Source organism: uncultured Microbacterium sp. (genome assembly GCF_947488465.1).
Classification (GTDB): Bacteria; Actinomycetota; Actinomycetes; order Actinomycetales; family Microbacteriaceae; genus Microbacterium.
Genome location: NZ_CANKZA010000005.1, coordinates 24,595 through 37,488 on the forward strand (window position 1 = coordinate 24,595; position 12,894 = coordinate 37,488).

At 69.3% G+C, this 12,894-nt stretch carries 9 protein-coding genes; 8 read left to right on the forward strand and 1 reads right to left on the reverse strand.

Translation table 11 applies throughout. From position 1 onward, the window contains the following. Positions 1-65: 65 nt before the first annotated feature. The 7 genes from Q0653_RS11355 (at position 66) to Q0653_RS11385 (ending at position 9,877) form a co-directional block, all read left to right on the forward strand. Positions 66-1,448: a DUF6350 family protein gene (locus tag Q0653_RS11355; protein WP_298944669.1), complete on the forward strand. Its 1,383-nt coding sequence runs from the start codon at positions 66-68 to the stop codon at positions 1,446-1,448. A gap of 4 nt (positions 1,449-1,452) precedes the next feature. After that, positions 1,453-2,043, forward strand: a complete 591-nt coding sequence (gene purN, locus Q0653_RS11360) for a phosphoribosylglycinamide formyltransferase (RefSeq protein ID WP_298744399.1) — start codon at positions 1,453-1,455, stop codon at positions 2,041-2,043. Positions 2,044-2,068: 25 nt separating this feature from the next. After that, a complete protein-coding gene (gene purH, locus Q0653_RS11365; RefSeq protein ID WP_298944670.1) occupies positions 2,069-3,676 on the forward strand; it encodes a bifunctional phosphoribosylaminoimidazolecarboxamide formyltransferase/IMP cyclohydrolase in 1,608 nt (535 codons plus the stop codon). 169 nt (positions 3,677-3,845) lie between these two features. Beyond that, positions 3,846-5,432, forward strand: coding sequence for an AlkA N-terminal domain-containing protein (locus Q0653_RS11370; protein ID WP_298944844.1), 1,587 nt, complete (start codon positions 3,846-3,848; stop codon positions 5,430-5,432). Next, positions 5,429-5,929 (forward strand): methylated-DNA--[protein]-cysteine S-methyltransferase, encoded by a 501-nt coding sequence (locus Q0653_RS11375; protein ID WP_298944671.1) that lies wholly within the window; start codon positions 5,429-5,431, stop codon positions 5,927-5,929. Before Q0653_RS11370 ends, Q0653_RS11375 begins: the two co-directional genes overlap by 4 nt. Before the next feature lie 295 nt (positions 5,930-6,224). Then, positions 6,225-8,066, forward strand: a complete 1,842-nt coding sequence (locus Q0653_RS11380; protein WP_298944672.1) for an ABC transporter ATP-binding protein — start codon at positions 6,225-6,227, stop codon at positions 8,064-8,066. Next, the gene (locus Q0653_RS11385; protein WP_298944673.1) at positions 8,063-9,877 is read left to right on the forward strand and encodes an ABC transporter ATP-binding protein; all 1,815 of its coding nucleotides are present in this window, start codon (positions 8,063-8,065) and stop codon (positions 9,875-9,877) included. Before Q0653_RS11380 ends, Q0653_RS11385 begins: the two co-directional genes overlap by 4 nt. A gap of 13 nt (positions 9,878-9,890) precedes the next feature. Here Q0653_RS11385 and Q0653_RS11390 read toward each other — a convergent pair whose 3' ends face one another. Beyond that, the gene (locus tag Q0653_RS11390; RefSeq protein WP_298744408.1) at positions 9,891-10,343 is read right to left on the reverse strand and encodes a GNAT family N-acetyltransferase; all 453 of its coding nucleotides are present in this window, start codon (positions 10,341-10,343) and stop codon (positions 9,891-9,893) included. Between the two features lie 161 nt (positions 10,344-10,504). Between Q0653_RS11390 and Q0653_RS11395 the strand changes: the two genes are divergently transcribed. Next, the gene (locus Q0653_RS11395) at positions 10,505-12,721 is read left to right on the forward strand and encodes an NADP-dependent isocitrate dehydrogenase (RefSeq protein ID WP_298744410.1); all 2,217 of its coding nucleotides are present in this window, start codon (positions 10,505-10,507) and stop codon (positions 12,719-12,721) included. The last annotated feature ends 173 nt before the right edge of the window (positions 12,722-12,894 follow it).

Sequence of the window (12,894 nt, forward strand, 5' to 3'; positions counted from 1 at the left end):
GGATGCCGGAGACCGGGGCGTGGCCGACCGAGACCGGAGCCGGCGGTCGGTAGGGTCGAACCCGCATGAATCGCCTCCTCGTCACCCTCCTCGCAGCCTTCGACGCCACCATCACCGCGGCCGTCGGACTCGTCGCCGCGCTCGCGCCGCTGACCGTACTGTGGGTGGTCGGGTTCGGCGGGAGCGCCGACTGGGGAGGCCTCTGGCCGGCGGCCGCGCGGCTCTGGCAACTGGGTCACCTCGTGCCGCTGCACATCACGCTGCCGGCGGAGTATCTGGCGATCACCGGCATCCCGGCCGATGCTGCGCAGTTCACCCTGTCGCTCGCACCGCTGGCGTTCGCGGGATTCAGCGCGATCGCGGGGGCGCGCTCGGGGGCCCGCGCCGCGCGCGCCGGTGCGGGCCTGTTCGGTGTCACGTCCGGCGCACTCGTGTTCGCTGCCATCGCCGTCCTCGTCCGCCTGAGCTCCGGGAACCCGGTCGCTGCGATCTTCACCTGGCAGGCGGTTGCCGCTCCCGCGCTGGTCTTCGCGGTGCCGGCCCTGATCGCCGCGGCCGTCGTCGCCTGGCGGGTGGGGGACGACGGCATCGTCGATGCGCTGCGCCCGCGTCTTGGCCGTCATGGCGAGGCGGCCGCCGCAGGTGCCGGACTCGGGATCGCGATCGCCGGAGTGCTGGGCGTCGGTGCACTGCTCGTCGTCGCCGGTCTCATCGTCCGCGGCGGCGAGGTCGTCGCCCTCTACGAAGCGGCCCACGTCGACGCCATCGGAGCGGTGGTGTTCACCCTCGGTCAGCTCGCGTATCTCCCAACCCTCGCGGTATGGGGCATGGCGTATGCCGGCGGTCCGGGGTTCGCGATCGGGGTCGGGACGAATGTGTCCCCCGCCGGTACGAGCCTGGGCGTGATCCCCGGCATCCCGATTCTCGGGATCGTGCCCGAGACGACCACGTCGTGGATGCTGCTCACGATCCTCGCCGTCATCGCCGTCGGGTTCCTTGCCGGCTGGGCGGCGCGGGCGCGCCTCGGCGCGGTCGGGACCGCGCCGCGGCTCACGGTTCTCGGCGCGATCACGATGCTCGGCGGCGCCGCGGCGGCAGTGCTCTCGGTCGCGGCGTCGGGTTCTCTGGGCCCGGGGCGGCTCGATCATGTCGGACCCGAGCCGGGCCCGACGGCCTTGGCGATCGGGCTGGAGCTCGGCGTTGGCGCCGCGATCGCCCTGTTGACCCCTGCGCGCCATACGGCGCCGACCGCCTGGGAGACGTACGTCCCGGCCGAGCGTGCGTTCGTCCCGGCCGCGGTGCCGTTCGACCACGAGGACACGCCGAGCACGACCGCATCGGAGCGCGACCGTCCTCCCGCGGGGGATGCCGGAGACACCGTGCCCCTGGATCTCAACCTCGGCGCCGACGACCGCGCTGAATCCGGCCCGCGCCCGCCGGTAGACTGACGGGGTGCTCACGGTCGCCGTTCTCATCTCGGGTACCGGCTCCAATCTCCGGGCCCTTCTCGAGGCCGCTGACGAGCCTGATTTCCCCGCGCGCATCGTCGTGGTCGGCGCCGACCGCGAGGCCGACGGGTTCGCACACGCGGAGGCGTTCGGCATCCCGACGTTCCTCGTTCCGTTCGAGCAGTTTGAGAACCGTGCGGCCTGGGGCGAGGAACTCCAGCATCATCTCGAGGTGTGGTCGCCCGACCTCGTCGTCCTGAGCGGCCTCATGCGTCTGCTGCCGGCCGGTGTCGTCGACGCGTGGGCGCCACGCCTGATCAACACGCATCCGGCGTACCTCCCCGAATTCCCCGGTGCACACGGTGTGCGCGACGCGCTCGCCGCCGGCGTCTCCGAGACCGGTGCCAGCGTCATCGTCGTCGACACCGGCGTGGACACCGGCCCGATCCTCGCGCAGGAGCGCGTCGCCGTGCAGCCCGGCGACACCGAGCACACGCTGCACGACCGCATCAAGCCCGTCGAGCGCCGCCTCCTGATCGATGTGGTCCGCCGCATCGGCTCGGGCGAGCTCGATCTCGCCTCGTTCTCCACCTGAACATCCCCGAACACAGGAGCTCCGCATGGCCGGTCCGTCCATCGACCCCGTCCTCTACCGCCCCCGCGACGTCGTGCCCGTCCGGCGTGCGCTGATCTCGGTCAGCGACAAGACCGGACTGCTGCCGCTTGCTCAGGCCCTCGCCGCGGCCGGTGTCGAGATCGTCTCGACCGGCGGATCCGCCGCGCTCCTGCGTGAGGCCGGACTCACGGTGGCCGATGTCTCCGAGATCACCGGATTCCCCGAGTCGCTCGGCGGTCGGGTCAAGACGCTGCACCCGAGCGTGCACGCGGGCCTGCTCGCCGACCTCCGCCTCGAAGACCATGAGGCACAGCTGGGCGATCTCGGCATCCTGCCGTTCGAACTCGTCGTGGTGAACCTCTACCCGTTCGTCGAAACCGTCGCCTCCGGCGCGACCGGTGACGCGGTCGTCGAGCAGATCGACATCGGTGGCCCGGCGATGGTGCGGGCATCCGCGAAGAACTACGCCAACGTCGCGATCGTCGTCTCGCCCGCGTCGTACGACTCGATCGTGGAGGCCGTCGGTCAGGGCGGGACCTCGCTCGTGCAGCGCCGCGAGCTCGCGGCACGGGCCTTCGCCCACACGGCCGACTACGACCGTGCCGTGGCGACCTGGTTCGCCGAGGAGACTCTGGGTGAAGAGGGCGACCTGCCGCAGCACCTCACGATCAAGGCGGAGCGCCTCGAGACCCTCCGCTACGGCGAGAACTCGCACCAGCGCGCCGCGATCTACTCGCGCATCGGGGGACACGGCATCGCCCAGGCGACCCAGCTGCAGGGCAAGGAGATGTCCTACAACAACTACGTCGACGCGGATGCCGCCCTCCGCGCGGCGTTCGACATGGTGAAGCCTGCGGTCGCGATCATCAAGCACGCGAACCCGTGCGGGATTGCGACGGCATCCACCAACGCCCTCGATCCGATCGCGTCGGCGCACCTGCGCGCGCACGAATGCGACCCGGTCTCGGCCTTCGGTGGGGTGATCGCCGCCAATCGTACGGTCACGCTGAAGATGGCCGAGAATCTCCGCGATATCTTCACCGAGGTCATCGTCGCGCCCGACTTCGAGCCCGAGGCGCTGGAGGTCTTTCGCCTGAAGAAGAACCTGCGCGTGCTGCGCCTGCCAGCCGACTGGCAGCAGGAGCGCATGGACGTGCGGCTGGTCTCGGGCGGTCTGCTGCTCCAGGATGCCGACCGGTTCCCGGCGGAGATCGAATCGCTCGTCGACGGGTGGGAACTCGTCACCGGCGAGATGCCCGCCGAAAGCGAGAAGGCGAACCTCGCGTTCGCCTGGAAAGCGTGCCGTGCGGTCAAGTCCAACGCGATCGTGCTCGCGCAGGCGTCGGCGACCGTCGGCATCGGGATGGGGCAGGTCAACCGTGTCGACTCGTGCCGCCTCGCTGTCGAGCGCGCTGGAGCGCGCGCGGCGGGTTCGGTCGCGGCATCCGATGCCTTCTTCCCGTTCGCGGACGGCCCGCAGGTGCTCATCGACGCCGGGATCACCACGATCATCCAGCCCGGCGGCTCGGTGCGTGACCAGGAGGTCATCGACGCGGCCCGGGAGGCCGGCGTGACGATGTTCTTCACCGGAGAGCGCCACTTCTTCCACTGACCCCCGCCACCTCTCCGCGAGACACCGGCTACGCCCCGAGACACCTGCTGCGGTCCAGTGTCTCGGGGCACAACCCGTGTCTCGCGGACGCGAAGGGCGGCACTGCCGTGTCCGAATCCCGCTAGAGGGGATGCCGGTGGCGTGTCAGGCTGGGGGGGTGATCCCCGCCATGACCTTCGACGAGCGTTACCGGGCGATCGATGCGCGCGATGTGCGCTTCGACGGCCAGTTCGTCACGGCGGTGCGATCGACCGGGATCTACTGCCGGCCGAGCTGCCCGGCGCGCACCCCGAAACCGGCCAACGTCACTTTCTATCCCACGTCGGCGGCCGCGCACGAGGCCGGGTACCGCGCATGCAAGCGGTGCCTGCCGGAAGCGGCGCCCGGATCGCCCGAGTGGAACCTGCGTGGCGATGTCGCCGCCCGCGCCATGCGACTGATCGCCGATGGGGTGATCGAGCGTGAGGGCGTGCCCGGCCTCGCGGCCCGGCTCGGGTACTCGGCGCGCCACCTCACGCGGTTGCTCGCCGCCGAGCTCGGCGCGGGACCGCTCGCGCTCGCCCGCGCTCAGCGCGCCCACACCGCGCGCCTGCTCCTGGTCTCCACCGATCTTCCGGTCGCCGACGTCGCGTTCTCGGCGGGCTTTTCCAGCATCCGTCAGTGCAACGACACGATCCGCGACGTCTTCGGGATGCCGCCACTCGAGCTGCGGGCGAGACGGCCGGCCCGCACGCTGCGCTCTGTCATCGAGAACACGGCGTCCCCCGATGGTGTGCGCGCGGCGATCGACCTCGTGCTACCGCATCGCGGACCGCTTGATGCCTCGGGATTGTTCGCCTGGATGGCGGCTCGCGCGGTGGGCGGCGTGGAAACGGCGCGAGCCGACGCGTTCGCGCGCACCCTCCGCCTTCCGGGAGGACATGCGTGGTTCGAACTCAGGATCGACGACGGAGGCCGGGCGCGCCTGCGCGCGGAGGTGTCGGAGATGCGCGATCTGCCCGTCCTCGTCGCCCGCGCACGACGCCTCTTCGACCTCGACGCCGATCCGATTGCGGTCGATGCGGCCCTCTCGGCACACCCTGAGCTGGCGCCCCTCGTCGTGCGGGTCCCGGGTATCCGCGTGCCCGGCGCCGCCGACCCGCACGAGATGCTCATCCGCGCGATGATCGGCCAGCAGATTTCGGTGAGGGCCGCGACGACCGCCCTCACCGCCCTCACGGAGGCGCTGGGGGAGCGGGTCGCTCCGCACGCAGGCACCGACCGGCTCTTCCCGACGATGGCGGCGATCGCCGAGCACGGCCACGAGGTGCTCCGCGGGCCGGGCGCGCGCATCCGCGCGATCACGGGGGCTGCGGCCGCGCTCGCCGACGGAACCCTGACGCTCACCGCGGGTGATGACGGCCGGGCCCAACGCGCGGCGTTGCTCGCCCTGCCGGGGATCGGGCCGTGGACCGCCGACTACGTGCGGATGCGGGTGCTGGGCGACACCGATGTGTGCCTGCCGGGCGATGTGGCGGTGCGCGCCGGCGCGGGGGCGGCCGGCATTCCGGCCGACCCACGTGGGTTCGAGGCGTGGGCCGCACGCGTTGCGCCCTGGCGCAGCTACCTCATGGCGCATCTGTGGCGCGCTGCGCCCGGACCCGCGGCGAGTCGTCTGGCGCGTGGCGCGAAAACGACCGCAGGCGTCACTCCTGCACTCACGGGCCCCACCGGCCATGCGACTGAACCCCTCCCGGCCGACAAGGAACTCTCATGACCGCGATCGTCCAGACACTCGACACCCCCGACGGCCTCTTCGCGCTGGTCGTCGATGCGCGCCAGCGCGTGCTCGCGAGCGGGTGGACCGGCGACCACCGCGCGCTCCTGGGCCGACTGACCACGCCGCCGGCCGAGGTACGCGAGGGTGAGACGGAGGCCGCCGCAGCGGTGCACGCATACTACGCGGGCGACCTTGCGGCGATCGACACCGTCGCGGTGCATCAGCACGGCACAGCGCTGCAACTTGCCGGCTGGGCGGCGCTGCGCCGAATCGCCCCCGGCCGTCCGCTCAGCTACAGCGCGTTCGCCGCCGAGCTCGGGCGACCCTCGGCGGCGCGGGCAGCGGCATCGATCTGCGCACGCAACGCGCCGGCCCTGTTCGTCCCGTGTCACCGGGTGCTGCGGGGCGATGGCTCACTCGGCGGGTTCGCGTGGGGTACCGACGTGAAGCGCGCGCTCCTGGCGAGGGAAGCCGCAGGAGATCTGCGTGGGTGACTTGCCTTCGGCGAACTCTCAGACATAGTCTGGAGGGCTGTGGTGTTTTCCGATCGGAAACCCCGGCACTGTGTCCGCCACACCGAGGAGGTAGCTATGTATCAGGCCATCGTCACTGCCACGAAGCCGGCTGCCCTCCTCTCGCGCGGGCGTCGGACCCGCCAGGGCTAGTTCCGACCTGTTCGCGGCGCCTCGATCCGCCGTTCGCGCCTTCTCCTCGAGCTTCGTTCGGGCGCCGTTGCGCCCGCCTCCCTTCGCCGTCTCCGGCATCCGCACCACCACCCCGCCAAGGATCATGACTTCTTCTCTCGACAAGCAGCCCCGGCTGTCCACTTTGCGTGCGCTCGCCCGGCTTTATCCCTTCGCCAAGCCCGTCCTTCCGCGCCTGATCATGGGTGCCGCGAGCGCGCTGGTCGCTGCGCTCCTGGCGTTGTCGATCCCTCTCGTGCTCGAGGTACTCGTGCAGGGCCCGATCACTTCGGGCGACCAGACCCAGCTGATCTGGGGCGCAGCCGCAGTGCTCGTCCTCGGGCTCCTGGAAGCGCTCATGGTGTGGCTTCGCCGCTGGTTCGTGCTGGCGCCGTCGACCGCGGTCGAGTACACGCTTCGCACGAGCTTCTACGAGCGACTGCAGCGCCTGCCCGTCGCCTTCCACGACCGGTGGCAGTCCGGCCAGCTCCTCAGCCGGATGATGCAGGACATCAGCATGCTGCGCCGCTGGCTCGCCTTCGGCGTCGTGTTGCTCGTCGTCAACATCCTCACGATCGTCGTGGGTGCCGCGCTGCTCTTCCGCTGGCACTGGGCGCTGGGCGTGACGTTCCTCGTGGTCTGCGCGCCGCTCTGGTACGCCGGATACCGGTTCGAGAGCAGCTACGGCAGTCTCGCCCGGCAGAGTCAGGATCAGGCCGGTGACCTCGCGACCGCGGTGGAGGAGAGCGTCCACGGCATCCGCGTCCTCAAGGCTTTCGGCCGCGGCGGACACGCGCTGAAAAAGTTCACGCGTCAAGCCGAGACCCTCCGCGAGACGGAGCTGAGCAAGGCCCGAGCAGTCGGGTGGATCTGGTTCTGGCTGGTGCTGCTCCCCGATATCGCCTTCGCCCTGTGCCTCGGCGTGGGCATCGTGCTGGCGCAGTTCGGCCAGCTCAGCGTCGCGGAGCTCGTCGCGTTCTTCGCGATGGCGACCGTGCTGCGCTGGCCGATGGAATCCATCGGTTTCCTCTTCTCGTTCCTGCTGGATGCTCGCACCGCCACCGACCGCATCTACGAAGTCTTCGACGAGGAGAACACGATCGTCGACCCGGCCGCGCCCACCACACTGCCGCAGGCGCGGGGTGCGCTCGCGTTCGAGGGCGCGCATTTTCGTTATCAGGATGCCGCGACCAGCGAGCGCGACCTGCTCGACGGTATCGACCTCGTGCTCGAGCCGGGCGAGACGATGGCCCTCGTCGGCCTCACCGGGTCAGGCAAGACGACGCTGACGACGCTGCCCGCGCGCCTCTACGACGTGACGGCGGGGCGGGTCACTCTCGACGGCGTCGACGTGCGCGATCTGTCGCTGCGCGAGCTCCGCACCCACGTCGGTATGGCCTTCGAGGATGCGACGCTGTTCTCCCAGTCCGTGCGGGACAACGTGTTGCTCGGGCGCGAAGACCTGGCAGCCGGCGGCCCGGAAGCCGAGGCGGTGTTGCGCGAAGCGCTCGAGGTCGCACAGGCCGGCTTCGTCGAGGACCTGCCGAACGGTGTCGACACCGTCATCGGTGAGGAAGGGCTCAGCCTGTCCGGCGGACAGCGGCAGCGTCTGGCGCTCGCGCGCGCGGTCGCGGCACGCCCCGCTGTCCTCGTCCTGGACGACCCGCTGTCGGCACTGGATGTCGAGACCGAGGCACTCGTGGAGGACGCCCTCCGCCGCGTCATGGTCGCGACCACGACGCTCGTCGTCGCCCACCGGCCCTCGACGGTCATGCTCGCCGACCGCGTCGCGCTGCTCGAAGCCGGGCGCATCTCCGCCGTCGGCACACACAGCGAACTGCTCCGAACGAGCGAGCACTACCGGCACGTGATCTCGAGCCTGGAGGATGCCGAGCGGCAGACCCACGGATCCGACAGCCAGACGAGCACCGAGGGGGTGGACCTGTGAGCACGACCGTCACCGGAACCAGCGGCGAAGACCGCTCCGACTACACGCGCGATGAATCGCGGGAGATCCGCCGACGATCGCTGCGCCTGCTCGGCTCGCTCGTCACGCCGCTGAAGATGCAGCTCGCGCTGGCGGGCATCGTGCTGGTCATCTCGACCGCGCTGCGTGTCGCCGGCCCCGCGCTGATCGCCTACGGCATCAATACGGCTCTGCCGCAGGTGATCGCCGAGGCCAACTGGATGCCGACGATCGTGATCGTCGCGGTCTACCTCGTCGCGGGCATCGGCGGTGCGGCCCTCATCGGCTGGTATGCGGTCGTCGCCGCGCGGCTCACGCAGGCCGTCATGCTCGACCTCCGCAAGCGGATATTCCTGCACACACAGCGTCTCAGCCTCGAGTTCCACGAGTCGTACACGTCGGGACGGATCATCTCGCGCCAGACGAGCGACCTCGACTCGATCCGGGAGCTCCTCGACGGGGGGCTCAACGAGCTCGTCTCCGGCATCCTCTACGGCGGATTCACGCTCATCGCGCTGCTCCTCATCGACTGGCGCTCCGGCATCGTCCTGGCTGTCGCCGGCATCCCCCTGTACTTCTTGATGCGCTGGTTCTATCGCAACTCCCAGCGCGCGTATCGGGAGTCGCGCGTGGTCAGCGCGAAGGTGATCGTGAAGTTCGTCGAGTCGATGACCGGCATCCGCGCCGTCAAGGCGTTCCGGAAGGAAGAGCGCAACAACGTCGAGTTCGGTGACCTGTCGGGTCAGTACCGCGACGTGAACATGCGCTCGCTCCGCCTGTTCGGCACGTTCGAGCCCGGCATGATGGTCGTCTCCGCGTTCGCGGTGGCGGGCGTGCTCCTCTGGGGCGGGCTCCGGGTCGGTGAGGGTTCCCTCGCGATCGGAACGCTGCTGGCTGCGGTGCTGTACGTCCGCAACTTCTTCTCGCCGCTGCAGGAGGTCGCGTTCTTCCTGAACTCGTATCAGTCCGCCACGGCCGCGCTCGAGAAAGTCTCGGGCGTGCTCGAAGAGCAGCCCACCGTCCCCGACCCCACACGTCCGATCGATCTCTGGCAGGCGCGGGGTCATGTGGAGTTCCGGGATGTCGTCTTCGGGTACGCGAGCGACCGCACGATCTTGCCGCACTTCTCGCTCGACATTCCCGCGGGGCAGACGATCGCGCTTGTCGGCACGACCGGGGCTGGCAAGACGACGCTCGCCAAGCTCGTGTCGCGGTTCTACGACCCGACGAGCGGCCAGGTGACGCTCGACGGCGTCGACCTCCGTTCACTGCATCCGAAGGATCTCCGGCGCGCGATCGTCATGGTCACGCAGGAGGCGTATCTGTTCAGTGGCACGGTCGCCGACAACATCGCGCTCGGCAAGCCCGATGCGACGCTCGACGAGATCAAGGCGGCGGCACGGGCGGTCGGCGCGGACGAGTTCATCCAGCGATTGCCGGACGGCTACGCGACCGACGTCAACAAGCGCGGCGGGCGTGTATCGGCAGGGCAGCGCCAGTTGATTTCGTTCGCGCGCGCGTTCCTGGCTGATCCGGCGGTGCTGATCCTCGATGAGGCGACGGCCTCACTCGACATCCCGAGTGAACGTCAGATCCAGGACGCCTTGCAGACGTTGCTGGCAGACCGGACGGCGATCATCATCGCGCACCGGCTGTCGACCGTGGCGATCGCCGATCGCGTGCTCGTGATGGAGCACGGCGAGATCATCGAAGACGACGCTCCGGCCACGCTCATCGCGGGAACGGGCAAGTTCGCGCGGCTCCACGCTGCCTGGCGGGAATCGCTGGTCTGATTCGCGATGCCGGCTAGAGGCGGATTTCGGCGACGACCTCGCCGAACTCCGTCTCGCCGGTCGGGGTGAACCCGACGCGTCGGAAGAATGCCTCGGGGCCTTCTTCGCCCGCTTCGTAGATCACGTCGACGTGGTCGATGCCGCGCTCGCGCGCTTCGGCGAGGAGGCCGTCGACCGCGAAGCGGCCGACGCCGCGGCCCTGGTCATCGGCATCCACGTTGATACGCCACAGCACGGAGCGGAAATGCTCCTGCGGCGCCTCGGGGTCGAAGTTCGCGCTGACGAAGCCGACCACCTCATCGCCGTCGAGCACGACACGCTGCCAGGCGGTCGTCGGATTGACGACAGCGCCGGCGACGGCATAACTCGTCGGGGCAAGATATTGCTCCTGCCCGGGCTTGAGGGACATGGTGTTCACCGCGACGATCGTCGAGGCGGACAGTTCCACGAGGCGCAGCTCGGTCATGACCCCAGGGTAGCGGGCGATCGGCGCATGCGAAACGCGCGGCCGCCGACCCGTCGTGAATATGTCGGCCCGACATCGGAAGATATCTTGACATCAAGATACTTTCGGCCGGTGGGGTAGGCTGGATCGCGAACCGCGCCGCTCGAGGAGAGAGATCAGACGTGTCTGAATCCACCATCATCTACACCCACACCGACGAGGCTCCGGCACTCGCGACCGCCTCGTTCCTGCCGATCGTCCGGGCCGTCGCCGGTCAGGCCGGCGTCGAGGTCGACATCCGCGACATCTCGCTGGCGGGTCGCGTACTCGCCGCGTTCCCGCAGCGCCTGACCCCCGAGCAGCAGGTCGGCGACGCGCTCGCTGAACTGGGCGGATTGGCCACGCTCCCCGAAGCGAACATCATCAAGCTGCCGAACATCTCGGCATCCATCCCGCAGCTGAAAGCCGCGATCGCCGAGCTGCAGTCGCAGGGCTACGACATCCCCGGCTACCCGGATGACGCGACGACGCTCGAAGAGAAAGACGTCCGCGCGCGGTACGACCGCATCAAGGGCTCCGCCGTCAACCCGGTCCTCCGTGAGGGGAACAGCGACCGTCGTGCGCCGCTCTCCGTGAAGAACTACGCGCGCAAGCACCCGCACCGCAACAAGGCGTTCCCGACCGGATCCAAGACCCGGGTCGCCACGATGGGCCACGACGACTTCAAGAGCAACGAGAAGAGCTGGGTCGCCGCGCACGACGACGTGCTCACGATCCGGCACACCGCGACCGACGGAACCGTCACGGTGCTGAAGGACGGGCTGAAGGTCCTCCCGCGCGAGATCATCGACGCGACGTTCTTGTCGGCATCCGCCCTCGATGCATTCCTCGCGGACACGCTCGCTCAGGCCAAGGCCGACGACGTGCTGTACTCCGTGCACCTCAAGGCCACCATGATGAAGGTCAGCGACCCGATCATCTTCGGACACGTCGTGCGGGTCTTCTTCGCCGACGTCTTCGCGACGTATGGCGAGCAGCTGCGCGCGGCGGGCCTCGACGGAAACAACGGACTCGGTGCGATTCTCGCCGGCCTGGCCGACATCGACGGCGGCGCCGAGATCGCTGCCGCATTCGCCGCAGGGCTCGAGAGCGGCCCGCGTGTGTCGTACGTGAACAGCGACAAGGGCATCACGAACCTGCACGTCCCGAGCGACGTGATCGTGGATGCGTCGATGCCCGCCCTCGTCCGCAACGGCGGCAAGCTCTGGGGCAAGGACGGGAGCGAAGACGACACGATCGCCGTGATCCCGGACTCGTCCTACGCGAGCGTCTACCAGGCGGTCCTCGACGACGTCAACGCGAACGGACCGCTCGATCCTGCGACGATCGGCAGCGTTCCCAACGTCGGCCTCATGGCCCAGGCGGCCGAAGAGTACGGCAGCCACGACAAGACCTACGAGATCGCGTCGGCGGGTACCGTGCAGGTGCTCGACAGCGACGGCACCGTGCTGATCGAGCATGAGGTTGGGGCCGGAGACATCTGGCGCGCCACGCAGACGAAGCACATCGCGGTCATCGACTGGGTGCGCCTGGCCGTCGGACGCGCTCGCGCGACCGGAGTGCCCGCCGTGTTCTGGCTCGATGTCAACCGCGCACACGATGCCCAGCTGATCGCCAAGGTCCACCAGGCTCTCGCGACGCTGGAGACCCACGACATCACGATCCTCATCCTGCCGCCGGCCGAGGCCACGAGATATTCCCTCCAGCGCATGCGCAAGGGTGAGGACACGATCTCGGTTACCGGCAATGTGCTGCGCGACTATCTCACCGACCTGTTCCCGATCCTCGAGGTGGGCACGAGCGCCAAGATGCTCTCGATCGTCCCGTTGCTCGCCGGCGGTGGGCTGTTCGAGACCGGTGCGGGTGGTTCAGCTCCCAAGCACGTGCAGCAGCTGCTCGAAGAGGATTACCTGCGCTGGGACTCGCTGGGTGAGTTCTTCGCCTTGGCCGCATCGCTCGAGCACCTGTCGGTGTACACCGGCAACGCGAAGGCCAAGATCCTCGCCGACACGTTGGATGCCGCGACCGGCACGTTCCTCGAGAATGACAAGTCGCCGGGCCGCGCGCTCGGCACGATCGACAACCGCGGCAGCCACTTCTACCTGGGCCTGTACTGGGCGCAGGAATTGGCTGCGCAAACGGTGGATGCCGACCTCGCCGCGGTATTCGCGCCGATCGCCGCCGACCTCGCGGCGAACGAGCAGCGCATCGTCGATGAGATGCTCGCGGTGCAGGGCGACGCGGTCGAGATCGGTGGCTACTACCACCCCGACACCGCGAAGGTCGAGGCGGTCATGCGCCCCTCCGCGACGTTGAACGCGATCATCGACGCCCTCTGAGCGTCACGTGACGAAGGACCGGATGCCGCGGCATCCGGTCCTTCGTTCGTTGCGCGCGCGCTGCGTCGCGGTTGCTGCAGCGCCCCATCCCACGCGAGACTGCACGTGTGTCCGCTTTTGGGCGCCATACCGTGACACAAGCGCGGTTTCGCGGACCGGATCGGGCACCGGCT

Coding starts and splice junctions, on each gene's coding strand:
- Q0653_RS11370 (WP_298944844.1), top strand. CDS start 3,846: ATGACCTTCGACGAGCGTTACCGGGCGATCGATGCGCGCGATGTGCGC.
- purH (WP_298944670.1), top strand. CDS start 2,069: ATGGCCGGTCCGTCCATCGACCCCGTCCTCTACCGCCCCCGCGACGTC.
- Q0653_RS11390 (WP_298744408.1), bottom strand. CDS start 10,343: ATGACCGAGCTGCGCCTCGTGGAACTGTCCGCCTCGACGATCGTCGCG.
- Q0653_RS11375 (WP_298944671.1), top strand. CDS start 5,429: ATGACCGCGATCGTCCAGACACTCGACACCCCCGACGGCCTCTTCGCG.
- Q0653_RS11355 (WP_298944669.1), top strand. CDS start 66: ATGAATCGCCTCCTCGTCACCCTCCTCGCAGCCTTCGACGCCACCATC.
- Q0653_RS11380 (WP_298944672.1), top strand. CDS start 6,225: ATGACTTCTTCTCTCGACAAGCAGCCCCGGCTGTCCACTTTGCGTGCG.